Here is a 23,863-nt window from a genome sequence, read left to right on the forward strand (position 1 = left end):
ACTCTTATTATGGCTCAAAAACGTCATTGCGAGGCATGGCAAGGCCACGACGCGGCAATCTCAGGAGGCTGGCTTTACGAGATTGCCACGTCGCTTCGCTCCTCGCAATGACAACTTTTAATTACTTCTTCTCAAATTTTCTATTGGCAAATATCGTAAGTATCGGGGCAGAAATAAAAATAGACGAATAAGTCCCTGCTATTATTCCAAAAAATACCAGTACGCTAAAACTACGGATTGCCTCACCACCAAAAAGAACCAGTGCTAAATTAGCAAGTAGGGTAGTCACTACTGTTAAAATTGTTCTGGATAGAGTTTCGTTGATACTTAAATTTATAATTTCCGTGATGCCTTTCTTATGATATTTACGTAAATTTTCCCTGATCCTATCATATATCACTACCGAGTCATTAACAGAATATCCTATGATAGTTAACACGGCTGCAATAGTACTTAAGTTAAAATCAAGTTTTGTTATACTCATAAACCCGAGTGCTAATATAACGTCATGTATTAAAGCGATAAGTATACCAAGCCCGAAATACCATTCAAAACGTACCCAAATATAAACCATAATTGCCGCAAACGAAAATAGCATTGCCATAGTCCCTGCCTCAATTAACTGCCTACCGACCTGCGGACCAACGAAATCCACCTTACGATATTCAAAATTATAAGGAAAATTATTTTGATGCGTCGATTTAATTAGCTCAATATTTTTCATTAAATTATCTTCGCTACTACTACCGAACCTAATTGATAAATCACGCTCACTACCAAAGTTTTGCAGCACTACCTCACCAATTCCAAGTTCACCTAAAACTTGACGCATTTTTGGTAAATCTGGTGTTTGATCAAGCCTTACTTCTATAACTATACCTCCGGCAAAATCAATACCGAAATTAAATTTGTACATACCAATCCAAATAAAGCTAATGAGTGATAAAATAATTGAGAAAGTGTAACTGACTTTTTTAAAATTCATAAAATCAAAATCGATTTTATTAGGCAAAAGCCTCAAAGGATAAATTTGCATTTTATATATTGTTAAATAGGATTTATATCTGTATTATATAGTAAATTCAAAAAGGTTAAATGATTTTTTATGTCTGAAGTAGTAGTAAAAGAACAATTAGAGCAATATTTAAGCAAAATAGAAAGATTAGAGCAAGAAAAAGCTGATCTATCTGAAGAAATTAAGGATATTTTTCAAGATGCTTCTTCGCACGGATTGGATGTTAAAGCGATGAAAACTGTTTTAAAGCTAAAAAAACTTGATAAAGATAAGCTAGCGGAGCAGGATGCTATGCTTGAGCTATATAGAGATACTTTAGGAATTTAAATATACTCGTCTACTAATTTTTCATTTATGAGAAGTAACCATTATAGTAAAATTACTTCTCAAAAGAACAAAATGATCTATTACTGCCCTGCTCAAGAAAATCAATAATTTGCATTACTATAGTATTGTTTTTATATTTCTCTTGAGCTTGCTTAATTCTATCAACGAAATTACCTTCACCTAAAAAGATTTCTTGAACTATTTTTAAAGCGTTTAAAGACTCCGCTTTGTCAAACCCTTTCCTATTCATGCCGATTAAGTTTAGCCCCTCAAGTACTGCACGTTTGCCGCTTGCAAGACCAAAAGGTATTACATCCGCTCCAACTGGTGATAAGCCACCAATCATTGAGTGTTTACCAATTCTTGCATATTGATGAACCGCAGATAAGCCACCAATTATGACATAGTCTTGCACTTCTATATGTCCGGCTAGGCTTACATAATTAGCAAACACTACATTATTACCAATTTTACAATCATGACCGATATGAACACCAACCATAAATAAATTATTATTTCCTATCCTTGTAATCATTCCGCCGCCTTGGCTTCCTGCCTGCACTGTAACATATTCTCTAATAATATTTTTAGAACCAATTATCGTATTTGACCGCTCATTATTATATTTTAAGATTTGCGGGGGTTGACCAATAGACGCAAACGGATAAATTACTGTACTTTCGCCGATTTCAGTAATCCCCTCAATAACTACGTGAGACTTTAGTTCTACATTATCATGCAGCACTACTTCCGGACCAATAATACAATATGGACTAACTTTTACGTTCTTACCAAGTTTTGCACCTTCAGCAATTATACTAGTTGGATGTATATTAGAATTAGACACTACTATACCCTTAAGATTTATCTTTGATCATTGCGGTAAATTTACTCTCCGCTGCCATTTCACCATCAACTTTAACCGTACTTGAAAACTTCCACACATTAGCTCTTTGCTGATCAATAGTAGCATGAATGTGCATTGTATCCCCTGGCTGGACAACTTTACGAAATTTTGAATTCTCTATAGCCATTAAAAATACTTCTTTATTTTTAGTAGAGCCGAGAGATTTAGCGACTAATATAGCTGCAAGCTGTGCCATAGCTTCAACCATTAAAACTCCAGGCATGACAGGTCTTGCTGGAAAATGTCCTGTAAATTGAGGCTCATTAACAGTAACATTTTTAATGCCAGTTATTGATTTATTAGGATCAATTTCAACTACTTTATCCACTAATAAAAACGGATAACGATGAGGTATCAAATCCATAATTTCGGTAATATCGATAGTCATTTATTTAGATCTCTTATTTATTAATTGTTTCATAATAATAGATTGTCTGTGCCAATCCATAATAGGTACAGCTGGACTACCGCCAACAATTTTACCAGCTTCTATATTTTGTGCTACACCGCCTTGTGCTGCTACCTGAGCTCCATCACCTATATTTAGATGTCCGGCGACTCCCACTTGCCCTCCAAGAGCACAATATTTACCAATTACGCTACTTCCGGCTATGCCTGCTTGTGCTACAATAATAGAGCCTTTACTTATTTTGACGCTATGTCCGATCTGCACTAAATTATCTATACGGCATAAATCTTCTATAATAGTATCTTGCAGCGATCCCCTATCAATAGTAGTGTTAGCACCGATTTCAACATTATTACCGATTTTAACAATTCCGGTATGAAATATTTTATGATGCATACCTTTTTCAGTAGAAAAGCCGAACCCATCTTGTCCGATCCTTGCTCCTGAAAGTATTACAACATCATCCCCTATAACAGAATAATTTATTGATACATTAGATTCAATTCTAGCATTTCTGCCAATAACCACTCCTGTACCTATAAAGCTGCCTGCTTCTATTATACTATCATCACCTATAACAACATTATCCTCAATAACTGCATTATGACCTATATAACAATTTTTACCTATAGTTGCTGATTCTGCAACATAAGCTGATTTCATTATTTTAGCAGGATACGATTTTACCGAAATATAGAAAAAATCTATTAGCTTGCCGTAAGCAAAATATGAATTTTTAGCACGCAGTAAGACAGTATTGGGATTTACTTCTCCAGCAAAATCTTTTGGCACAATACAAGCTGCAGCTTTAGTATTCTTTAAAAATTGAGAATATTTAATATTACTTAAAAAGCTAATATCACTAGAAGAAGCTTCTTGTAAAATTTTAATATCATGAATAGCTACATCTTCATGAATTTTAGGAGCTTCTATAAAATCTTGTAGAAAATCTGCAATTGCCGTTAGCTTTCTCGTTCCCAGATTTCTATAAAAATTACTATTTACCATGCAGAATTTTAGCGGATTTAATTTGTCCCGTAAAGTATATAAGCGATAGCTTTATTATGCAACAACATTTGCATAAGAATAATTATTTAAGTGATGGCTTGTTAGATAGAGCTTTGTTGCATGGCTCGAAAAAACATGCAAGATCTGTTGCCCGCGTGGATCAATTTTTCCTCTGTTATCCCGTGATTTATCATAGGATCCAATACTTAAAAAGCCTAAATACAGCAAATTTTAAAACTAAAAGCTCGATTAATCTCGCTTTTTTCTGGATCCTGTGGACAAACCACGGGAAGCATTGTAAAGGTCACCTACATCTGAATAAAATATAACATTTTTTTAATAACTGTCCGGTACTATTGGCTTGACCACGGAATCCACAACATTCAACTGAGTTTATTATACTAACACATTAAATAAGACAAAACTTACGCTATGAGTAAAAAAGTGATAAATTATTGTAAAAATAATTAAACATGTCAAAGAGGATAAAGTTGCAAGCAATACCAATTAATAGGACAGATTATTGTCAATTTTTAATAGTTAGCCAAAAGAATTATAGTTTAACCTACTACGCTGAACATGCAAAGAAATGTAGTCATGATGTTATTAATAGATTTTTAAGGAATGAAAAATATACACCTTCTTTGTTATGGGAACACATCAAGAATGATGTTATTTTTTCATCTAATGGATATACAATATTTGATGATACGGTTTTAAATAAAAGGAATACGAAGCAAATAGAAATTGCAAGATCGCAGTACAGTGGAGCTACAGGTAGAGTTACTAAAGGTATAGGAGTAGTGAGTCTGGTATATTATAACCCTGATATTAATAAGTTTTGGGTAATAGATTATCGAATTTTTGCACCTGATCATGATGGAGCAACAAAACTAGAACACCTATTAAACATGTTAAATAATGCTGTTTATAGCAAGAAGATTCCTTTTCAAACAGTACTTTTTGACACATGGTATTCTACACACAAAATTATGCAACATGTTGACTCTCTGGGGAAATATTATTATGCCCCTATTAAAGCCAATAGAAACGTTAGTAAAACGCACGATTCTAAACCTTATAAAGCTGTAAAAGAGTTGACATTTTCAGATGAAGAGATCAGGCATGGAGTAGAGATTCATATAAAAGGCTTTGCTAAAAATAAGCATGTTAATTTGTTTAAATTTACTGTTTCTACCAACAGAGTTGAGTATGTTGTTACCAATAACAAAACTCACAAATCTTCTAAAGCTGCACAAGATGAGTGTGGCTTTCGATGGGTAATTGAGAGCATGCACAGAGAAATTAAGCAACTTACTGGGATAGAACGTTGTCAATGCAGGAAACAGCGTCTTCAACGTAATCATATTAGTTGTGCATTTTTAGTTTGGGCATTTCTCAAAAGGACTGCAAATACAATCGGTAAAACGGTTTACCAAATAAAGTTAGGGCTTTTAGATGACTATATGCAACAACAGCTGCGTTCTCCATCTTTACGATATTTAGAACCAAACATAGCGTAAGTTTTGTTTAATATCTCTTTTCGGATGAAAATGAGTTTTGTTTATAGCTATAGCCAAGTTTTCTGATTTGTCTTAAAATAGTTACAGATGCAATATTACCCCATTGCTTTGCTAACTCCTTTGATGTTTTATTCATATTAGCTTTAAAAAATTCTTTAAAAGATTCTGAATCTTTTATCTTATGACTATGTCCTTTCTGATAACCAGTTGCTGCTTCTAAAGTACCTTGCTTATCTTTTAATTTTTTCCATTTATATATAGTATCACGACTTACATTAAATAATTTACTTACCTTACTTATTCGTATCCCTGCTTCTACAGCTTTTATAACTCTTAGTCTTAGTTCTATTGCATATGCTCGTGCCATATCTCTTTACATGCTTGTTAATATTTGCTTACTATAACATGATACTCTCGCTCTGTCAGTACCTTAATGACTTATGCTATATAAGCTAAAAATCGAAAATCAGGTTGATGGTTTTTGTATTAACAATATCGGCACGATCCATGCTTTTCAGGGCAAAGAAAACGATACGGTAATTATGATGCTAGGAGCTCAACATCCTGAAGATAAGGGAGCAAGAGGCATCATGACAAGTAAGCCGAATGTCTTAAACGTTGGTATTAGTAGGGCTAAAAATAATCTCTATGTTATCGGTAATGCGGAGTTTTGGCTAAAGCCTAAATATATGCAGGAAATATATAATATACTTGATATATTCAATCAATCTAAATGCAGGTATCTCGTTATTCGTCGACTCGCCTATCTGTACAATGCTTTGTTGTACGGATAACAATGCAACCACGACATGGCATCAAAAGCTTTTTCTTCTCTTAAGTTGACAACACCATGCGATCAATGGAATTATACAACAGATACTTTAGAAGTTAGAAGTTAGAAGTTAAGGGCACGTACAGCGTAGTAAACTACATGTCTAGGTATGAATCTCGAAATTTAACGTACCAAATTTTGGAATAGATATACCCCAAACCCATACAACAACACTTACAGCTGCATAACTCAAACAATATCCATATTTTGCTAGCCTAGCAAAGATACTTAAAAAAATAAAAATTTTACTAGACTTATAGCCATAATAATTATATAAACTTCAAATGACAGGGGCTGTAGCTCAGTTGGTTAGAGCACGCCGCTCATAACGGTGTGGTCGTAGGTTCAAGTCCTACCAGCCCCACCACACAAATTTGTGCGTACATGCAACTACTTCATTATCCTCGCAATGACGAGTTACATAAAAAATCATTATTAAATTGAATTTAAATGATTAATTTAAAAACACTTTCTTGGTATCTTGCTAAATTATATTTTAAGTGTTTTTTCATAATATTATCTATTTTAATTGGATTATTAATCATATCCAATCTCTTTGATTTCTTACAAAAATTCAAAAATATGTATGTGCCTTTTGATTTTTTTTGGCGATTTATATTATATAAAGTTCCATATCTTTTGAATCAAGTTTCTGCTTTAATCAGCTTTACTTCTATGCTTTTTTTCCTTAGAAACTTAACAAAAAATAATGAATTGACTGCTATACTATCTAGTGGTATTCATATTTGGCAGGTATTGATAATTCCGTGTATCGTGACTTTAATTTTAGGTATAGCCTTTACGACTATATTAAATCCTATCGGTGCTTTAGGCTTACGAAAATATGATTTACTAGAAGCAAAGCTTACTAAAAAAACACATAATGAAGCAGTAATATCTAAATCAGGTTTATTATTTTTTGAAGCTTTAAACGGAAAAAATCAAATAATTCAAACACAATTTATTAATATTTCTGAGAAAAAATTAAATAATGTTACAGTTTTATTTATCGATAATAACAACAACTTCTTAAAGAGAATTGATGCATTATATGGCATCATTGAGAATAAATCACTGCATTTAAATAGGGTCAAAGTTTTTACAAAAGATAGTACAGAAGCATATAATAGCTTAACTATACCAACTAATTTATCTGTTAACAGCTTGGTCAATAAGTTTACTCATCCTGAAATGGTTTCCATTTGGAATCTACCTAAATTAATCGATGAATTATTAAATTCAGGTCTACCTATTACTAACTACCAAGTTTATTATTATAAGCAACTATTTAAACCTGCAATGATGATAGCGACTATAATTTTAGCCAGTTGTTTTATTAGCCTAAAACAACGTGATAATTCACAGGAAAAAATATTAATATTAGGATTATTTTCAGGTTTTATAGTATATTCATTATCAGAAATATTACTTAAAGTATTGACCTATAATATTCTATCTTTAATTGCTGCTATTTTGTTACCAAGTATGTTAATATTTTTTATTAGTAACTTTATTATTTTACATTATAAAGAAATTTAAATTATACTCGTTTTATTTGAAAAATTGGCTTCAGCTATTTTAGAAAGCTATATACAAGCTAATTTTGCAGGATTCGCCTGTGCTCACGTACTAAGTATGTACGCTGTGCAGGTGCATCTTGAAATTCATCTTGTCTAGAGCTTTCTAAAATACGCTGAAAATTGTTTTTTGCTGATAATCTGCTACTATATAAGTAAAGGTTTAAGCTTTAAGACGCCTTGCTTTTTCCAAATAAAACTTCGTCTATAATTAATTTAGCATGGAAGAATTTTTAGAATTTAGAGAGAAAAAGAAAAATGATAATGAAATTTTTGGAAGGATTTTCTTCCGGTATGGCTATTGACCTTGGAACAGCGAATACTATCGTATATCAAAAAGGACGTGGTATTGTTCTACGTGAACCTTCAGTAGTTGCATTAATAAAAAAAGATGGCTCTTTTGTGCCTTATGCTTTTGGTCATGAAGCAAAAATGATGCTTGGTCGTACTCCAACTGATATTGAAGCTAAAAGACCTTTAAAAGACGGCGTAATTGCCGATTTCAAAGGTGCAGAAGAAATGATTAAGTACTTTATTAAAATGGTACATAATCGTCGTTCTTTTTTTGGTCCAACGATTGTTGTTTGTGTACCGTCAGGCTCTACCCCTGTTGAACGCCGTGCTATTCAAGAAGCAGCAGAAAGTGCGGGTGGTAAGGATGTATATTTAATTGAAGAGCCTATGGCGGCAGCAATTGGTGCAGGGCTTCCTGTAACAGAAGCAACTGGCTCAATGATTGTTGATATCGGCGGCGGTACCACAGAAGTTGCAGTTTTGTCACTATGTGGCATAGTATATGCAAGGTCCGTAAGAGTCGGTGGCGACAAGATGGATGAAGCGATTATTTCATATATAAGAAGGCATTATAACCTCCTAATTGGTGAGGCTACAGCTGAAAAGATAAAGCAAGAAATAGGTGCTGCTTATGTAGATCAAAATGCAGAACCAAGGGTTATGGAAATAAAAGGTCGTGATTTAATTTATGGCATTCCAAAGGAAATGGTATTGAATGAAAGGCAAATTGCTGATAGTCTAATAGAACCGGTAAGTCAAATTGTTGAGGCGGTAAAAGTAGCATTAGAGGCGACGCCTCCTGAATTATCTTCGGATATAGTGGATAAAGGAATAGTGCTAACAGGTGGTGGCTCATTACTTCGAAATCTTGATTTTGTTCTTAGTGAGGCAACAAAATTACCTGTGATAATTGCAGATGATGCACTATCATGTGTAGCACTCGGCACAGGAAAAGCACTTGAAGATTTTACAAAACTGAAACATGTACTATTTAAACAGGATTAAAGATGGCAATACTTGCGAATAGAGTAAAAAATTCTTCAAGTTCCTTGGAGCTAGTGAGAACTATATTAGTTACTCTTAAACGCTTTTTTATCATATTTTTTCTTGGATTATCTTTGTATTTATTTTTTGTTTCACCTAAAAAAATATTCAATATATCTATTGAAATAACAGGCAGCGTATTATCAGCTGGATTAGTATTTTATGAAAATATATTTGAAAGTGTAAATTCTATAAAACAAAAATTTGTTTATTTTCAAGATCTAGAAAAACGAAATATAGAGCTTGAGCTTGAAGTAGCAAGACTTAAGCATCTTCAGAGCGAAGTAGAATCAGTAAGGGCTGAAAATATTGCTCTAAAAGATCTTTTAACAGTTACTGAGGAAGAAGAATTTAAATATGTTACTGCTAAGTTATTAAGTGTGTCTTTTAGTCCTTTTTCTAAAACAGCATTAATTTCTGCTGGTAGAAAACACGGAGTTGAACCTGATCAAATTGTTACTACTAATTCACAAGTATTAGTAGGTAAAGTAATAGAAGTAAGTAATAATTATGCTAAAGTGATGCTAATTAGTGATGTTAACTCTAGAATACCCATTAAAACAAGTTCCTCGAGAGAACGAGGCATTTTAGCAGGTAATAATAACAATAGTAAAATTTTATACTTACCTAATAATCATTTAGTACAGAAAGATGAAGAGATAATCACTTCTGGTCACGGCAGTACTTACCCAGCAGGTATCTTAGTGGGTTATGTTTCTAAAGTTACAGAAAATGATGTTATAGTTAACATCGCTGCCGATCTATCTAAAACTGACTTTGTGCAAGTATTATTGCCTAAAGAGTAATGTATACTCGATGAACTTCAAAAATTGGCTACGTCGCCTTATAAGATCTGCGGTTCTCACGTATTATTATTATACGCTGCGATCCTTGACTTATAGTCTCCTTGCTCTTTTTAAAGTTGATCTTCGTCTACATACTGTAAATAATATTGAAAATGCAAGGACTAAGTAGAACAAAACCTATAAATTTTCTGCCCAAATTTCATTGGGGGTTTTATAACCAAAAATCTTTCTTGGCATGTTATTTAAAATCTCAGCAACATTGTCAAGACCTCTTTGTGTAACGGTAGTAATATCTGTATTTTTAGGTAAAATTCTATGAATCATAGAATTCATTTTTTCCACTAATGCTTTTTGTCTAGGGCGGTATGGATCACAAAAGAAAGTTTGAAACCCAGATAGTCTATAGGCAACATGCCCCACAAACTCTTTGCCATTATCCATAGTAATAGTCTTTCTCACACTATTTGGAAGAGTTTTTATCTTTCTTAAAAAACCATTGGTAACTGTTGTAGCTCTCTTGGAGTTATTCAGCACTAAAATAATCTTTTGACTCTTTATTATCCACCAGTGCACCAATATTCATACTTTGATTACCTTTATGAAATGTAAGATCTGCCTCAAAATGCCCTACTTCTACCTTTTTCGTAGCTATTGCATCACGCTGATGTATTGAGATCCTTTGTGGTATAATGATCCTTTGACGCCTCTTCCCTCTTTCTTGCCTTTTATATCTTTTAGAAGGTAAATAGCTATATAACTTTAATTTAGCTGCTACTGCAGAAGTGTAAACAAATCTATATATACTTTCTGTACTGATACACAAAACTGTATTTTTGTCTAGTTTTAACTTTCCGGCTATAGCATCCGGCAACCATTTCTTGCGAATCATAGCATTTTTAATATAATCTAACAACATAGGGTTCTTTTCTATTTTTAATAACTCTTGCTGATACATCCTGTTTTCATATTTTTCCTGAGCAACACAAGGCATATACTTATCTTTTACCTTATTTCTTTTTAGCTCCATACTAATAGTGCTTTTAGACCTCGTAAGATGTTGTGCTATCTTATTAATACTGACTCCTAGGTCATACATTCTTTTTATCTCCAAAACTTACGCTATGAGTAAAAAAGTGATAAATTATTGTAAAAATAATTAAACATGTCAAAGAGGATAAAGTTGCAAGCAATACCAATTAATAGGACAGATTATTGTCAATTTTTAATAGTTAGCCAAAAGAATTATAGTTTAACCTACTACGCTGAACATGCAAAGAAATGTAGTCATGATGTTATTAATAGATTTTTAAGGAATGAAAAATATACACCTTCTTTGTTATGGGAACACATCAAGAATGATGTTATTTTTTCATCTAATGGATATACAATATTTGATGATACGGTTTTAAATAAAAGGAATACGAAGCAAATAGAAATTGCAAGATCGCAGTACAGTGGAGCTACAGGTAGAGTTACTAAAGGTATAGGAGTAGTGAGTCTGGTATATTATAACCCTGATATTAATAAGTTTTGGGTAATAGATTATCGAATTTTTGCACCTGATCATGATGGAGCAACAAAACTAGAACACCTATTAAACATGTTAAATAATGCTGTTTATAGCAAGAAGATTCCTTTTCAAACAGTACTTTTTGACACATGGTATTCTACACACAAAATTATGCAACATGTTGACTCTCTGGGGAAATATTATTATGCCCCTATTAAAGCCAATAGAAACGTTAGTAAAACGCACGATTCTAAACCTTATAAAGCTGTAAAAGAGTTGACATTTTCAGATGAAGAGATCAGGCATGGAGTAGAGATTCATATAAAAGGCTTTGCTAAAAATAAGCATGTTAATTTGTTTAAATTTACTGTTTCTACCAACAGAGTTGAGTATGTTGTTACCAATAACAAAACTCACAAATCTTCTAAAGCTGCACAAGATGAGTGTGGCTTTCGATGGGTAATTGAGAGCATGCACAGAGAAATTAAGCAACTTACTGGGATAGAACGTTGTCAATGCAGGAAACAGCGTATTCAACGTAATCATATTAGTTGGGCATTTTTAGTTTGGGCATTTCTCAAAAGGACTGCAAATACAATCGGTAAAACGGTTTACCAAATAAAGTTAGGGCTTTTAGATGACTATATGCAACAACAGCTGCGTTCTCCATCTTTACGATATTTAGAACCAAACATAGCGTAAGTTTTGTTGAATAATCAGCAAGAACACGTAAATAAGGGAAAAGTTCCGGCTGCCTTTGAATTTCATCGATAACTATTAATCCATCTAGTGGGTCTAGAGTTGCTTTAGGATTTTTAAGCTGATATAAATGGGATGGATTTTCTAAGTCAAAAAAATAATTTTTATCATTAAGCTATTTGATATAGCTATGTGCTAAGGTAGTTTTTTCACACTGTCTTGGTCCAAGAATGGCATATATAGAGAATATATCATAAAGAGTCTTTGATATATTCTAAGTAATAATTTCTTTCTATCATCCTTGCAATTTCTATAGTATGACTTTGAATTTACAATATAACTATAACAAAACAATTACAAAATTTTTAGTCTAATTCATCTATTTTATCATACAATTTTTCCAAATGATGCTTTACTAGACGTAATATTTTTGCTTCAGGGCTAAGGTTTTTGATAGCCCATTTTTTAATCCAAGGTTCGGCGAGTTGCCACATATTAATGTTTTCGTCTAATTGTCTGCCTATTCCTTCGACCATTATTAAAGTTTTCTGTAATAATAATAAATCCGGTTGGACTTCCATGCCAAAATCTTCAGTGATTTTAAATAGATGAGCAAGTAACTTACCTACCGAAATATTCTTACCAACGACCGGTTCGGTAACAGCTCTGCAACTTTGAGCAAATAAGTCTAAATCGGTATTTATAGGGACGTAACCGGCTCTTAAATGTACTTTAGCAACTAATTTATAATCACGGCTTAAAAATCCGAATAAGCTTTCAGCAATAGCTAAACGATCTTTTTCTTTAAGTCTACCCATAATACCGAAATCAAGTAGAATGAGCTTACCTTGTTTATCTACTAAAATATTTCCTGGGTGTAAATCAGCATGGAAAAAACCGTCTCTATAAACTTGATTAAAGAACATTACGGCAAAGTTTTGGGCTATTTTTGCCGGCTCTAGCCCCATTTCTTTTAATAGTGAAGTATCATATATGGAAGTGCCTTCTAACCATTGTGTAGTTAGTATATTTTCTGATGTTAAATCCCAATATATTTTAGGAATTATTACGTTATGATCTTTACGCATATTATCAGCAAGCTCTGCAGCAGCAGCAACCTCGAGACGTAAATCAAGCTCAAATTTCATAGTTTCATGAAATTTATCAACTACTTTAAGAGGTTTTAGCCTTTTTGCTTTTGAGAATTTTGAGGCGATTTTTGCAAGGAAATATAGTAGTTTAATATCCCGGTTATATTTTTTATGAATATCAGGACGCAATATTTTTACCGTTACATATTCACCTGTTGTAAGCTGTGCCTTATGTACCTGCGAGATCGATGCAGCAGCTATGGGTGTGTCATTGAAGTGGATGAATATTGTTGTCATCCCGCCTTCCTCTATGTCGTTCCCGCTTCCCTCTATGTCATTCCCGCGGAGGCGGGAATCCAATAATTTTTTTTCTGGATCCCCGTTTTCACGGGGATGACATAAAAATTCCCTCTCTATTATTCCCCTTGCCACCTTACTATCAAATGGTGGTAATTTATCCTGTAATAATCTTAAGTAATCTGCTATTTGTGCTCCTACTAAATCTGGTCTGGTAGAAAGTGTCTGCCCAAATTTTATATAAATCGGTCCAAGGCTGCTTAAAGTGTCTATTAAGCGTTTGCCGTAATCTTCTTTTGATTTTCTAAATAACGATAATGGAGCAAAGAATAATACTAATATATAGCCGATAAACTTTAAATATACCGGTATTTTAACATAATCTGTATTAGTCAAAATTTGTTTTTTGCTAATGATATGAAAAATGCGTATTAGATTAAAAAAATTACAAATCATAACTTATATGCACTGTGGATGGCGACAATTCCACCATTCAAATTTTTATAGTTGATTTCTTCAAAGCCTGCTTCTTTAATCATTATTCTAAACTCATCTTGTGATGGAAATAAATCTATACTCTCGACTAAATAGTCATAGGCTTCTTTATTGCCGGTAATTATTTGACCAATTTTAGGGATAACATTAAACGAGTAGAATTTGTAGAAATCTTGCAATAAACTTTCTTTTACCTTAGAAAATTCAAGACATACAAACTTCTTACCCATCGGTTTTAAAACTCTATAAGCTTCTTTTAGAGCTTTATTAATATCAGGAACGTTTCGAATCCCAAATGCAATGGTATAATAGTCAAAGCTATTATCAGGAAATGGTAATTCTTCGGCACTTGCTACAGTAAATTTAAGATTCTGAAATAGGTTTAGATCAATTGATTTTTTCTTAGCCTGCCTTAGCATCTCTTCATTAATATCGCTTAAAGTTAAAGAGATGTTACTACCCCTATCTTTCGCTTTTTTAGCAAGCTTCAAAGCAATATCGCCGCTACCGCTAGCAACATCTAATATATTAGAGTTAAGATTGGGGATTTGTCTAATAAACTCATCTTTCCATAAGCGATGCATTCCAAAGCTCATAAGATCATTCATTAAGTCGTATTTATCAGCAACGTTAGAAAAAACGCTATTTACAAGCGATTGTTTTTCGTTTGCTTTTATTTTCTTAAATCCAAAATTTGTTTGGTTCATTTGGTTTACGATTTATATGAAATTTTTATAGGTTTGGCTTTGTCATTATTGTATGACTTTATATGTCATTCCCGCGAAGGCGGGAATCCAGAAAAAATTATAAATACAGCAAATTTTTAAAACTAAAAGCTCGATATTATCTCGCTTTATGCTGGATTCCCGCCTACGCGGGAATGACATACAGAGTATTTTCCGAGCCATGCAATAAGCAATGACATCGATGATGCTTTAATTATAATTATCTGATATAGTATAAACATAAAATTATTAAAATAATAGTAAAAATGCCGGAACTTCCTGAAGTAGAAACTTTAAAAAACTCCCTAGAAAGTAAATTAATAGGGCTTATTATAAAGAAAGTGGAATTTAAAAGAGATAATCTACGTTATAAATTATCTGCTGATTTAGCCGAGCAAATCGTAAATACGAATATAATAAATGTTAGGCGTCGTGCCAAATATTTAATTATTGATTTTGATAATGATTATTCTTTAATCGTCCATTTGGGTATGAGCGGCAGATTTACTTTGCAACAAAATAATTATGAAGTCAAAAAACATGACCATGTAGTTTTTAACTTAAGTAATAATGAAAAACTGATTTTCAACGATACTAGAAGATTTGGAATGATTTATAGCTTTCATACTGAGTTTTTGGAGAAAGATTTTTTTGCTAATCTAGCATTAGAGCCTTTATCTGATTCGTTTGAGCTTCAATATTTAAAGAGTAAGCTGATTAATAAAAAAGTACCGATAAAAAACTTACTCATGGATAACAGAATTGTGGTTGGAGTTGGTAATATTTATGCTTCTGAAAGTCTTCATTTAGCTAAAATTCATCCTGATAAATTAGGAAAAGATTTAAACGATGATGAGATAAAGAATTTAATCGCAGCAGTTAAGAATGTTCTATCTAAAGCTATAATTGCCGGCGGCACTACTCTTAAAGATTTTGTTAATGGTGATAATAAACCTGGTTATTTTACTCAACAACTTATGGTTTATGCAAGAGATGGGCAGGAGTGCCTAAGTTGCTCTAGTAGCATTATTAAGACTAAACACTCAGGAAGAAGCACTTTTTATTGTAAAATCTGTCAAAAAGCTTGACTTATTTGTATAAAGCCATCTATAAAGCCTGTCATTATTTACTCGATCAATAGTTGAAATCATATGAAAGTAAAGCCGGTTATTATGGCAGGCGGTAGTGGTAAGAGGTTATGGCCTTTATCTGCCGGTGATAAGCCAAAACAATTTAAGAAGATATTAGGTGATTTAACTTTATTACAGCAAACTTTAATCAGAAATAAATTTTTAGGAAAGCCTACAATAATTACTTCTAATCAATATGAAGAAATTACTAAACAGCAAGCAGCAGATATAGAAATAGAATTTGAACTCATCACCGAACCGGAGCAGAAAAATACAGCAATTTGTGCAATTATTACGTCTCTGTCGGCTAAGGCACAAGGGTTTGATAGGTTAGTATTACTACCGGCGGACCATCATATAGAAGATGAAGAAAATTACTTCAATACTATAAATAAAGCTTTATGTTCTATTGAGCAATATGGAATTTGTATTATCGGTATTCCAATAAATAGCGTAAATACCGAGTATGGCTATATAAAATCGGGAATTTCGATTGCAGAAAATATTTATCAAGTTGACAATTTTATTGAAAAGCCTGAATTTAAGGAAGCAAAAAGATATTGTAATAGTAATAAATATTTTTGGAATTCAGGAATTTTTATATATGATATTAATTTTTTCTTAAGTTTAGCGATGGGTATACAACCTCAATTATTTAAAATTGCAGCTGCGGCATATGATAGTGCTATAAAAACTAAAAATAATATAGTAATAAACTCGTTGGTATACAACGAAGCCGAATCTATTTCGATAGATCACGCTATAATGGAATATATTTCTCAAATGGTTATGGTCAAAGCGAATTTTATTTGGAATGATATTGGCAGCTGGTCTTCTTTATTGCAATTAAAGCAACAAAACATAAAGGATAATTACTGTGAGGGGAATGTAATAATTAGTAATACTGAAAATACTATGAAAATGCAAGGACTAAGTAGAACAAAACCTATAAATTTTCTGCCCAAATTTCATTGGGGGTTTTGTAACCAAAAATCTTTCTTGGCATGTTATTTAAAATCTCAGCAACATTGTCAAGACCTCTTTGTGTAACGGTAGTAATATCTGTATTTTTAGGTAAAATTCTATGAATCATAGAATTCATTTTTTCCACTAATGCTTTTTGTCTAGGGCGGTATGGATCACAAAAGAAAGTTTGAAACCCAGATAGTCTATAGGCAACATGCCCCACAAACTCTTTGCCATTATCCATAGTAATAGTCTTTCTCACACTATTTGGAAGAGTTTTTATCTTTCTTAAAAAACCATTGGTAACTGTTGTAGCTCTCTTGGAGTTATTCAGCACTAAAATAATCTTTTGACTCTTTTTATCCACCAGTGCACCAATATTCATACTTTGATTACCTTTATGAAATGTAAGATCTGCCTCAAAATGCCCTACTTCTACCTTTTTCGTAGCTATTGCATCACGCTGATGTATTGAGATCCTTTGTGGTATAATGATCCTTTGACGCCTCTTCCCTCTTTCTTGCCTTTTATATCTTTTAGAAGGTAAATAGCTATATAACTTTAATTTAGCTGCTACTGCAGAAGTGTAAACAAATCTATATATACTTTCTGTACTGATACACAAAGCTGTATTTTTGTCTAGTTTTAACTTTCCGGCTATAGCATCCGGCGACCATTTCTTGCGAATCATAGCATTTTTAATATAATCTAACAACATAGGGTTCTTTTCTATTTTTAATAACTCTTGCTGATACATCCTGTTTTCATATTTTTCCTGAGCAACACAAGGCATATACTTATCTTTTACCTTATTTCTTTTTAGCTCCATACTAATAGCGCTTTTAGACCTCGTAAGATGTTGTGCTATCTTATTAATACTGACTCCTAGGTCATACATTCTTTTTATCTCATATCTCTCTTCTCGAGATAAGTGTCTATATTTTCTGTTCATCATTACCTATTTAAAATCTTATTATTTTAAATAGGTTCTGTTCTACTTACTTATAGTATTTTCACAAAACTTACGCTATGTTTGATATAATGCCCATGAATTAAGGGATATTATGAAGTGCTTCACTATAAAACATTGCTGTGTAATAAGAGTTTTTAGCATATTTGCTATAACATAGCGTAAGTTTTGTTCAGAGTTGTCATTGCTAAAATAAAAGGGACCAGTAAATTGCACGAAAAAGGGACCAGAGAAGTTGGTGTGACCTAATAAGGTTAATGTGCAATATTCACTAGATAATTAAGCAAGTAAATATCTAGTGATACAATGATAAGAATAAATATGTATACAACAATTATCACCCTTTATAAACAAGGCAATAGTCAAAGGAATATTGCCAAACTAACAAGAACAGACCGCAAAACAGTACGAAAAATAATAAACCGCTATGTAGAGGCTGGTACAGAATCCCCAGCAATCTATGAACGATCTTCAGTTTTGGATTTTTGGCACGAAAAAATAATTGAGTTATTAGAAAAAAATCTGAGTTACATAAGAATTTTTGAGGAGTTAAAAAATCAAGGTTATACAAGCAGTTATACTTCTTTGACCCGTTATATCAAAAAATATAAAATTAAGGATAACAGTTGCATTCGTTTTCATACTTTAGCAGGAGAGGAAGCACAAGTAGATTTTGGTGACATAGGCTTACAGTATAATTCTAAAGGGCGTAGAGTTAAAGCATATGTATTTAATATGCGTTTAAGCTATAGTCGCCTTGATTATTATGAAGTAGTGTTTGATCAAAGTTGTCAAACATGGATTCAATGTCATATCAATGCATTTAATTATTTTGCTGGTAGTCCAAAAGTAATAAAACTTGATAATCTTAAAGCTGGAGTAGTAGATGCCAATTTTTATGAGCCAGTATATCAGAAGGAATATAAGTGCTTAGCCGATCATTATGGAATTTTACTTTCTCCTTGTCGAGTGTATCAACCGCAAGAAAAAGGCAAAGTTGAGTCGGGAATAAAATACGTTAAAAATAATTTTTTTGCTGGTCGTAAATTTGATAGATATGAAGAATTAACAAATGGTCTTGCAAATTGGTTAAATAAGGCCAATAGCCGAATACATGGTACTACTAAGAGAATACCTAGAGAACTGTTTGAGCAAGAGGAAAGAAGTAGTTTGATTCCTTTACCATTAGAAACTTTTGATTTGTCATCTTGGCATAATCGAAAAGTAGCAAAAGATTGTCATATTACCATAGATAATAATTATTACTCTGTACCAGCAAAATATATATACAGTGAGGTAATGGTACAATTGTCCCCAAAACTTGTTCAAATATTTTCTATACAAAATGATTTAATAGCAAGACACGTTAGAACAGAGGGCAAGGGGATATTTACCACTAATCCGTCTCATTATGCTAAATACAAACGTCTATGCCCAGGTTTTATAGAATATAGTGAACATTATCAACAACAAATGCAGCAGATAGGGAATAATTGCAGTTTATTATTAGAATCATTACAACAAACAAGAGTGAATGATTGGCAACGTTGTGCACGAGGTATCATTTCTTTACGTAAGGTTTACAATGATGACTTAATAGATAAAGCCTGTCATAGAGCACTACATTATGGTATAAGTTCTTACTCTAAAATTAAGAATATTTTAAATAGTAATGCAGTAAACTTACCATTACCAGAGTTTGGAGGTAATAATGCAGAACTTATTTAATGACCTACGAAGCTTTAGATTATCAGGTATAGTCAATAGTTTAAATGAAAGGATTATTTATGCTCAAAATAATAAACTAGGATTTAAAGAATTTCTATCACTATTATGTGAAGATGAAAAATCTAACCGTAAGGATAATAATTACCGTCGCCGTAAAAGTGCTGCTAAATTGCCGGTAACTAAAAATTTAGAAGACTTTGATTTTAATTTCCAACCAAGTGTTGATGCCAAAGTAATAAGTGATTTATCAACTTGTGATTATATTAATACTAAGGGAAATGTAATATTCATAGGTGATTCAGGAACTGGGAAAACTCATCTTGCCATTGGGCTAGCATTAAAAGCTTTAACACGAGAATACTCTGTATATTTTACTACGGTATCGGATATGCTTTATAATTTACATATTGCAAGAGCAGATAATAGTTATCACAAAAAGGTTAAATTACTCCTATCGTTTGATTTATTAATTCTTGATGAGCTCGGGTTTAAGCAATTGCCAAAACATTCAGTAGAAGACTTTTTTAATATTATTGCTAAACGATATGAAAATAAATCTACCATTATTACCACAAACAAGGATTTTGAAAAATGGAATGAAATATTTGCTGATGAAGTATTAACTCATGCAATTATTGATCGAGTGGTACATCATGCTCATATACTAAACATAAAAGGTAAAAGTTATCGTATTAATAACTATAAATCTGGAGGTAATATGGCATAAAAATTTTTAAATATAGTGGTTCCTTTTTCGTGCAATTTACTGGTCCCTTTTTAATTGACAATGACACTCAGGAAAAATATGAAAACAGGATGTATCAGCAAGAGTTATTAAAAATAGAAAAGAACCCTATGTTGTTAGATTATATTAAAAATGCTATGATTCGCAAGAAATGGTCGCCGGATGCTATAGCCGGAAAGTTAAAACTAGACAAAAATACAGCTTTGTGTATCAGTACAGAAAGTATATATAGATTTATTTACACTTCTGCAGTAGCAGCTAAATTAAAGTTATATAGCTATTTACCTTCTAAATAGATATAAAAGGCAAGAAAGAGGGAAGAGGCGTCAAAGGATCATTATACCACAAAGGATCTCAATACATCAGCGTGATGCAATAGCTACGAAAAAGGTAGAAGTAGGGCATTTTGAGGCAGATCTTACATTTCATAAAGGTAATCAAAGTATGAATATCGGTGTGCTGGTGGATAAAAAGAGTCAAAAGATTATTTTAGTGCTGAATAACTCCAAGAGAGCTAAAACAGTTACCACTGGGTTTTTAAAAAAGATCAAAACGCTGCCAAGTAGTGTTAGAAAGACTATTACTATGGATAATGGCAAAGAGTTTGTAGGGCATCTTGCTTATAGACTATCTGGGTTTCAAACTTTCTTTTGTGATCCATACCGCCCTAGACAAAAAGCACTAGTGGAGAAAATGAATTCTATGATTCATAGAATTTTACCTAAAAATACAGATATTACAACCGTTACACAAAGAGGTCTTGACAATATTGCTGAGATTTTAAATAACATGCCAAGAAAGATTTTTGGTTATAAAACCCCCAATGAAATTTGGGCAGAAAATTTATAGGTTTTGTTCTACTTAGTCCTTGAATTTTCATACTCTCCAACTAAACCCTGACTTAGGCTTCCAGCACCATTTTAATTTATCTAATATCTTTGGGGCATAATACTGAACCCAACGGTAAATTGTAGAGTGATCTACCTCTACACCTCTTTCCTCTAACATCTCTTCTAAATCTCGATAGCTAATACCGTATAGCATAAATCATTAAGATACTGACAATTTAATAGTATTAAAAACAACATCATAAAATGTTTCAAAATCTCCTACAACTTTCCTAATTTCATTTTTTATCTTAAACCAGTAATGCTCTATAGGATTTAAATCAGGAGAGTAAGTTGGTAAATACAATATGGTACAACCAACGGATTCAATGAACTCTTTAACTTTAGAATTTTTATGAAAATTAATGTTATCCATAATAACGGTTTGCCCAGGTTGTAATTCTGTAATTAATACATCCCTAATATAAGTTTTAAAGACCTCTGTATTACAATTACCTTCAAATATTACAGGAGCAATAAGATTACCATTACAAAGACCAGCTATCATACTTATTCTAAATTTATGTTGATACACCTTTTCTCCATAACACCTTTGTCCTATAATGCTCCATCCATACTCTTTGCAAGCATTATCCTCTATTCCAGATTCATCAAGATATACTAATTTGTCTTTTGTGATGGTTTGTATCTTTGCTATAAATTCATTTCTTAATTTAATATCTCTTTTCGGATGAAAATGAGTTTTGTTTATAGCTATAGCCAAGTTTTCTGATTTGTCTTAAAATAGTTACAGATGCAATATTACCCCATTGCTTTGCTAACTCCTTTGATGTTTTATTCATATTAGCTTTAAAAAATTCTTTAAAAGATTCTGAATCTTTTATCTTATGACTATGTCCTTTCTGATAACCAGTTGCTGCTTCTAAAGTACCTTGCTTATCTTTTAATTTTTTCCATTTATATATAGTATCACGACTTACATTAAATAATTTACTTACCTTACTTATTCGTATCCCTGCTTCTACAGCTTTTATAACTCTTAGTCTTAGTTCTATTGCATATGCTCGTGCCATATCTCTTTACATGCTTGTTAATATTTGCTTACTATAACATGATACTCTCGCTCTGTCAGTACCTTAATGACTTATGCTATACTTACAGTACCACCTTACTGCCCATATTATTATATCGTATTTAAAATGACGTCTCTTAAAAAAATTCATAAAGCTTATCTATAACAACAAAACTTACGCTATGTTTGATATAATGCCCATGAATTAAGGGATATTATGAAGTGCTTCACTATAAAACATTGCTGTGTAATAAGAGTTTTTAGCATATTTGCTATAACATAGCGTAAGTTTTGACAATTTATTCCCTATTCTTATATACTAATATTTCCTATTTGCAACAGGGCCAAATGATATATCTTTATTAGTAAATTTAAGGTTACTTATTGTTTTAGCTAGGTAATGTAATACATTGCAATCTCTATTATCTTGGATATTAATATCTATGTTTTTATATTTAAGTATATAGCAAGTTATAAGAGGATTTAAATTTATTACTGCCCAATGTAAGGCAGTTTTCCCAGTCTCGTCTTGTAGATTTGGGTTAATTGTATTGGTTGTGTCATTTAATATTCTTATTATAGCTAAATTATTCAAAACTTACGCTATGTTTGGTTCTAAATATCGTAAAGATGGAGAACGCAGCTGTTGTTGCATATAGTCATCTAAAAGCCCTAACTTTATTTGGTAAACCGTTTTACCGATTGTATTTGCAGTCCTTTTGAGAAATGCCCAAACTAAAAATGCACAACTAATATGATTACGTTGAAGACGCTGTTTCCTGCATTGACAACGTTCTATCCCAGTAAGTTGCTTAATTTCTCTGTGCATGCTCTCAATTACCCATCGAAAGCCACACTCATCTTGTGCAGCTTTAGAAGATTTGTGAGTTTTGTTATTGGTAACAACATATAGCATAAATCATTAAGATACTGACAATTTAATAGTATTAAAAACAGCATCATAAAATGTTTCAAAATCTTCTACAACTTTCCTAATTTCATTTTTTATCTTAAACCAGTAATGCTCTATAGGATTTAAATCAGGAGAGTAAGTTGGTAAATACAATATGGTACAACCAACGGATTCAATGAACTCTTTAACTTTAGAATTTTTATGAAAATTAATGTTATCCATAATAACGGTTTGCCCAGGTTGTAATTCTGTAATTAATACATCCCTAATATAAGTTTTAAAGACCTCTGTATTACAATTACCTTCAAATATTACAGGAGCAATAAGATTACCATTACAAAGACCAGCTATCATACTTATTCTAAATTTATGTTGATACACCTTTTCTCCATAACACCTTTGTCCTATAATGCTCCATCCATACTCTTTGCAAGCATTATCCTCTATTCCAGATTCATCAAGATATACTAATTTGTCTTTTGTGATGGTTTGTATCTTTGCTATAAATTCATTTCTTAATTTAATATCTCTTTTCGGATGAAAATGAGTTTTGTTTATAGCTATAGCCAAGTTTTCTGATTTGTCTTAAAATAGTTACAGATGCAATATTACCCCATTGCTTTGCTAACTCCTTTGATGTTTTATTCATATTAGCTTTAAAAAATTCTTTAAAAGATTCTGAATCTTTTATCTTATGACTATGTCCTTTCTGATAACCAGTTGCTGCTTCTAAAGTACCTTGCTTATCTTTTAATTTTTTCCATTTATATATAGTATCACGACTTACATTAAATAATTTACTTACCTTACTTATTCGTATCCCTGCTTCTACAGCTTTTATAACTCTTAGTCTTAGTTCTATTGCATATGCTCGTGCCATATCTCTTTACATGCTTGTTAATATTTGCTTACTATAACATGATACTCTCGCT

At 32.2% G+C, this 23,863-nt stretch carries 25 protein-coding genes, 1 tRNA gene and 4 pseudogenes; 14 read left to right on the forward strand and 16 right to left on the reverse strand.

Going from position 1 to position 23,863, the window contains the following annotated elements; genetic code table 11:
- Positions 1–121 precede the first annotated feature (121 nt).
- On the reverse strand, positions 122–1,036 hold the full coding sequence (secF, locus tag AAGD55_RS10950; RefSeq protein ID WP_341791486.1) for a protein translocase subunit SecF: 915 nt from the start codon (positions 1,034–1,036) through the stop codon (positions 122–124).
- A 69-nt stretch (positions 1,037–1,105) separates the two neighbouring features.
- Here secF and AAGD55_RS10955 point away from each other — a divergent pair, with 69 nt between their 5' ends.
- Positions 1,106–1,342: a DUF2312 domain-containing protein gene (locus AAGD55_RS10955; protein ID WP_341791487.1), complete on the forward strand. Its 237-nt coding sequence runs from the start codon at positions 1,106–1,108 to the stop codon at positions 1,340–1,342.
- Between the two features lie 52 nt (positions 1,343–1,394).
- On the opposite strand, the gene lpxA is transcribed toward AAGD55_RS10955, so the two are convergent.
- Genes lpxA through lpxD form a run of 3 tightly spaced genes read right to left on the reverse strand, consistent with a single transcriptional unit; the run spans position 1,395 to position 3,666 of the window.
- On the reverse strand, positions 1,395–2,189 hold the full coding sequence (gene lpxA, locus AAGD55_RS10960) for an acyl-ACP--UDP-N-acetylglucosamine O-acyltransferase (RefSeq protein ID WP_341791488.1): 795 nt from the start codon (positions 2,187–2,189) through the stop codon (positions 1,395–1,397).
- A gap of 10 nt (positions 2,190–2,199) precedes the next feature.
- A complete protein-coding gene (gene fabZ / locus AAGD55_RS10965) occupies positions 2,200–2,637 on the reverse strand; it encodes a 3-hydroxyacyl-ACP dehydratase FabZ (protein WP_011477847.1) in 438 nt (145 codons plus the stop codon).
- Positions 2,638–3,666: a UDP-3-O-(3-hydroxymyristoyl)glucosamine N-acyltransferase gene (lpxD, locus tag AAGD55_RS10970; RefSeq protein WP_341791489.1), complete on the reverse strand. Its 1,029-nt coding sequence runs from the start codon at positions 3,664–3,666 to the stop codon at positions 2,638–2,640. It abuts the gene before it with no gap.
- Between the two features lie 473 nt (positions 3,667–4,139).
- Here lpxD and AAGD55_RS10975 point away from each other — a divergent pair, with 473 nt between their 5' ends.
- A complete protein-coding gene (locus AAGD55_RS10975; RefSeq protein WP_341791490.1) occupies positions 4,140–5,189 on the forward strand; it encodes a transposase in 1,050 nt (349 codons plus the stop codon).
- Positions 5,190–5,196: 7 nt separating this feature from the next.
- Here the strand turns inward: AAGD55_RS10975 and AAGD55_RS10980 are convergent, their stop codons facing one another.
- A complete protein-coding gene (locus tag AAGD55_RS10980) occupies positions 5,197–5,556 on the reverse strand; it encodes an IS630 transposase-related protein (RefSeq protein ID WP_341790906.1) in 360 nt (119 codons plus the stop codon).
- A gap of 73 nt (positions 5,557–5,629) precedes the next feature.
- On the opposite strand from AAGD55_RS10980, the gene AAGD55_RS10985 reads away from it, so the two are divergent.
- The 5 genes from AAGD55_RS10985 to mreC all read left to right on the forward strand — a co-directional run bounded on the left by AAGD55_RS10985 (position 5,630) and on the right by mreC (position 9,742).
- Positions 5,630–5,983 carry an AAA domain-containing protein gene (locus AAGD55_RS10985; protein ID WP_341791491.1) on the forward strand — a complete coding sequence of 118 codons (354 nt, stop codon included), beginning with the start codon at positions 5,630–5,632 and terminating at the stop codon, positions 5,981–5,983.
- 328 nt (positions 5,984–6,311) lie between these two features.
- Positions 6,312–6,388, forward strand: a tRNA-Ile gene (locus AAGD55_RS10990).
- 83 nt (positions 6,389–6,471) lie between these two features.
- Positions 6,472–7,560 (forward strand): LptF/LptG family permease, encoded by a 1,089-nt coding sequence (locus AAGD55_RS10995; protein ID WP_341791492.1) that lies wholly within the window; start codon positions 6,472–6,474, stop codon positions 7,558–7,560.
- Between the two features lie 296 nt (positions 7,561–7,856).
- Complete coding sequence (locus tag AAGD55_RS11005; RefSeq protein WP_341791493.1) at positions 7,857–8,897, forward strand: rod shape-determining protein; 1,041 nt, start codon at positions 7,857–7,859, stop codon at positions 8,895–8,897.
- A 2-nt stretch (positions 8,898–8,899) separates the two neighbouring features.
- A complete protein-coding gene (mreC, locus tag AAGD55_RS11010) occupies positions 8,900–9,742 on the forward strand; it encodes a rod shape-determining protein MreC (RefSeq protein ID WP_341791494.1) in 843 nt (280 codons plus the stop codon).
- Between the two features lie 177 nt (positions 9,743–9,919).
- Here mreC and AAGD55_RS11015 read toward each other — a convergent pair whose 3' ends face one another.
- Together AAGD55_RS11015 and AAGD55_RS11020 are read right to left on the reverse strand one after the other, a co-directional pair.
- On the reverse strand, positions 9,920–10,315 hold the full coding sequence (locus AAGD55_RS11015; RefSeq protein ID WP_341790873.1) for an IS30 family transposase: 396 nt from the start codon (positions 10,313–10,315) through the stop codon (positions 9,920–9,922).
- On the reverse strand, positions 10,266–10,853 hold the full coding sequence (locus AAGD55_RS11020; RefSeq protein WP_341791495.1) for an IS30 family transposase: 588 nt from the start codon (positions 10,851–10,853) through the stop codon (positions 10,266–10,268). The genes AAGD55_RS11015 and AAGD55_RS11020 overlap by 50 nt, the downstream gene beginning before the upstream one ends.
- A 51-nt stretch (positions 10,854–10,904) precedes the next feature.
- Here AAGD55_RS11020 and AAGD55_RS11025 point away from each other — a divergent pair, with 51 nt between their 5' ends.
- Positions 10,905–11,954 carry a transposase gene (locus tag AAGD55_RS11025; protein WP_341790834.1) on the forward strand — a complete coding sequence of 350 codons (1,050 nt, stop codon included), beginning with the start codon at positions 10,905–10,907 and terminating at the stop codon, positions 11,952–11,954.
- A gap of 362 nt (positions 11,955–12,316) precedes the next feature.
- Here AAGD55_RS11025 and ubiB read toward each other — a convergent pair whose 3' ends face one another.
- Positions 12,317–13,795 carry a 2-polyprenylphenol 6-hydroxylase gene (gene ubiB, locus AAGD55_RS11030; protein WP_341791496.1) on the reverse strand — a complete coding sequence of 493 codons (1,479 nt, stop codon included), beginning with the start codon at positions 13,793–13,795 and terminating at the stop codon, positions 12,317–12,319.
- A complete protein-coding gene (gene ubiE / locus AAGD55_RS11035) occupies positions 13,792–14,541 on the reverse strand; it encodes a bifunctional demethylmenaquinone methyltransferase/2-methoxy-6-polyprenyl-1,4-benzoquinol methylase UbiE (RefSeq protein ID WP_341791497.1) in 750 nt (249 codons plus the stop codon). The genes ubiB and ubiE overlap by 4 nt, the downstream gene beginning before the upstream one ends.
- Positions 14,542–14,825: 284 nt before the next feature.
- Between ubiE and mutM the strand changes: the two genes are divergently transcribed.
- Together mutM and AAGD55_RS11045 are read left to right on the forward strand one after the other, a co-directional pair.
- Positions 14,826–15,647 (forward strand): bifunctional DNA-formamidopyrimidine glycosylase/DNA-(apurinic or apyrimidinic site) lyase, encoded by an 822-nt coding sequence (gene mutM, locus AAGD55_RS11040; RefSeq protein ID WP_341791498.1) that lies wholly within the window; start codon positions 14,826–14,828, stop codon positions 15,645–15,647.
- Between the two features lie 69 nt (positions 15,648–15,716).
- A pseudogene (locus AAGD55_RS11045) lies at positions 15,717–16,739 on the forward strand (mannose-1-phosphate guanylyltransferase); the annotation flags it as partial.
- Here AAGD55_RS11045 and AAGD55_RS11050 read toward each other — a convergent pair.
- Positions 16,636–17,610, reverse strand: coding sequence for an IS30 family transposase (locus AAGD55_RS11050; RefSeq protein ID WP_341791499.1), 975 nt, complete (start codon positions 17,608–17,610; stop codon positions 16,636–16,638). The pseudogene AAGD55_RS11045 and the gene AAGD55_RS11050 overlap by 104 nt on opposite strands.
- 336 nt (positions 17,611–17,946) lie before the next feature.
- On the opposite strand from AAGD55_RS11050, the gene istA reads away from it, so the two are divergent.
- From istA to AAGD55_RS11070, 4 genes are all read left to right on the forward strand, one after another.
- Positions 17,947–19,353, forward strand: coding sequence for an IS21 family transposase (gene istA / locus AAGD55_RS11055; RefSeq protein WP_341790850.1), 1,407 nt, complete (start codon positions 17,947–17,949; stop codon positions 19,351–19,353).
- The gene (istB, locus tag AAGD55_RS11060) at positions 19,337–20,080 is read left to right on the forward strand and encodes an IS21-like element helper ATPase IstB (protein WP_341790851.1); all 744 of its coding nucleotides are present in this window, start codon (positions 19,337–19,339) and stop codon (positions 20,078–20,080) included. Before istA ends, istB begins: the two co-directional genes overlap by 17 nt.
- Before the next feature lie 29 nt (positions 20,081–20,109).
- Positions 20,110–20,394: a hypothetical protein gene (locus AAGD55_RS11065; RefSeq protein ID WP_341791500.1), complete on the forward strand. Its 285-nt coding sequence runs from the start codon at positions 20,110–20,112 to the stop codon at positions 20,392–20,394.
- 61 nt (positions 20,395–20,455) lie between these two features.
- Positions 20,456–20,947: an IS30 family transposase gene (locus AAGD55_RS11070; protein WP_341792594.1), complete on the forward strand. Its 492-nt coding sequence runs from the start codon at positions 20,456–20,458 to the stop codon at positions 20,945–20,947.
- Positions 20,948–20,977: 30 nt separating this feature from the next.
- Here AAGD55_RS11070 and AAGD55_RS11075 read toward each other — a convergent pair.
- The 6 genes and pseudogenes from AAGD55_RS11075 to AAGD55_RS11100 form a co-directional block, all read right to left on the reverse strand.
- Positions 20,978–21,136 (reverse strand): annotated as a pseudogene (locus AAGD55_RS11075) (IS6 family transposase); the annotation flags it as partial.
- Between the two features lie 12 nt (positions 21,137–21,148).
- Positions 21,149–22,019, reverse strand: a protein-coding gene (locus AAGD55_RS11080; RefSeq protein WP_341791501.1) for an IS630 family transposase whose coding sequence is annotated in 2 segments (ribosomal slippage) — positions 21,149–21,691 and positions 21,693–22,019 — 870 coding nt in all. Because the reading frame shifts where the segments join, the coding sequence is not laid out codon by codon here.
- A gap of 66 nt (positions 22,020–22,085) precedes the next feature.
- A pseudogene (locus AAGD55_RS11085) lies at positions 22,086–22,169 on the reverse strand (IS6 family transposase); the annotation flags it as partial.
- Positions 22,170–22,364: 195 nt separating this feature from the next.
- Positions 22,365–22,613 (reverse strand): annotated as a pseudogene (locus AAGD55_RS11090) (ankyrin repeat domain-containing protein); the annotation flags it as partial.
- 3 nt (positions 22,614–22,616) lie between these two features.
- Entirely contained in the window at positions 22,617–22,934 is a 318-nt protein-coding gene (locus tag AAGD55_RS11095; RefSeq protein ID WP_341791502.1) for a transposase, read from the reverse strand.
- A gap of 6 nt (positions 22,935–22,940) precedes the next feature.
- Positions 22,941–23,811 (reverse strand): IS630 family transposase gene (locus AAGD55_RS11100; protein WP_341791135.1). Its coding sequence is split into 2 segments (ribosomal slippage): positions 22,941–23,483 and positions 23,485–23,811, totalling 870 coding nucleotides; the frame shifts between segments, so codons are not numbered across the junction.
- Between the last annotated feature and the right edge of the window lie 52 nt (positions 23,812–23,863).

The sequence above is a fragment of the Rickettsia endosymbiont of Gonocerus acuteangulatus genome (genome assembly GCF_964026435.1).
GTDB lineage: Bacteria > Pseudomonadota > Alphaproteobacteria > Rickettsiales > Rickettsiaceae > Rickettsia.

What these genes read in the sequence shown, in the direction of transcription:
- AAGD55_RS10975 (WP_341791490.1), top strand. Translation starts at nt 4,140, where the DNA reads ATGTCAAAGAGGATAAAGTTGCAAGCAATACCAATTAATAGGACAGAT.
- ubiE (WP_341791497.1), bottom strand. Translation starts at nt 14,541, where the DNA reads ATGAACCAAACAAATTTTGGATTTAAGAAAATAAAAGCAAACGAAAAA.
- istA (WP_341790850.1), top strand. Translation starts at nt 17,947, where the DNA reads ATGTATACAACAATTATCACCCTTTATAAACAAGGCAATAGTCAAAGG.
- AAGD55_RS11005 (WP_341791493.1), top strand. Translation starts at nt 7,857, where the DNA reads ATGATAATGAAATTTTTGGAAGGATTTTCTTCCGGTATGGCTATTGAC.
- mreC (WP_341791494.1), top strand. Translation starts at nt 8,900, where the DNA reads ATGGCAATACTTGCGAATAGAGTAAAAAATTCTTCAAGTTCCTTGGAG.
- istB (WP_341790851.1), top strand. Translation starts at nt 19,337, where the DNA reads ATGCAGAACTTATTTAATGACCTACGAAGCTTTAGATTATCAGGTATA.
- AAGD55_RS10955 (WP_341791487.1), top strand. Translation starts at nt 1,106, where the DNA reads ATGTCTGAAGTAGTAGTAAAAGAACAATTAGAGCAATATTTAAGCAAA.
- AAGD55_RS11050 (WP_341791499.1), bottom strand. Translation starts at nt 17,610, where the DNA reads ATGATGAACAGAAAATATAGACACTTATCTCGAGAAGAGAGATATGAG.
- AAGD55_RS11025 (WP_341790834.1), top strand. Translation starts at nt 10,905, where the DNA reads ATGTCAAAGAGGATAAAGTTGCAAGCAATACCAATTAATAGGACAGAT.
- secF (WP_341791486.1), bottom strand. Translation starts at nt 1,036, where the DNA reads ATGCAAATTTATCCTTTGAGGCTTTTGCCTAATAAAATCGATTTTGAT.
- lpxD (WP_341791489.1), bottom strand. Translation starts at nt 3,666, where the DNA reads ATGGTAAATAGTAATTTTTATAGAAATCTGGGAACGAGAAAGCTAACG.
- mutM (WP_341791498.1), top strand. Translation starts at nt 14,826, where the DNA reads ATGCCGGAACTTCCTGAAGTAGAAACTTTAAAAAACTCCCTAGAAAGT.
- fabZ (WP_011477847.1), bottom strand. Translation starts at nt 2,637, where the DNA reads ATGACTATCGATATTACCGAAATTATGGATTTGATACCTCATCGTTAT.
- ubiB (WP_341791496.1), bottom strand. Translation starts at nt 13,795, where the DNA reads ATGATTTGTAATTTTTTTAATCTAATACGCATTTTTCATATCATTAGC.
- AAGD55_RS11095 (WP_341791502.1), bottom strand. Translation starts at nt 22,934, where the DNA reads ATGCTATATGTTGTTACCAATAACAAAACTCACAAATCTTCTAAAGCT.
- AAGD55_RS10995 (WP_341791492.1), top strand. Translation starts at nt 6,472, where the DNA reads ATGATTAATTTAAAAACACTTTCTTGGTATCTTGCTAAATTATATTTT.
- AAGD55_RS10980 (WP_341790906.1), bottom strand. Translation starts at nt 5,556, where the DNA reads ATGGCACGAGCATATGCAATAGAACTAAGACTAAGAGTTATAAAAGCT.
- AAGD55_RS10985 (WP_341791491.1), top strand. Translation starts at nt 5,630, where the DNA reads ATGCTATATAAGCTAAAAATCGAAAATCAGGTTGATGGTTTTTGTATT.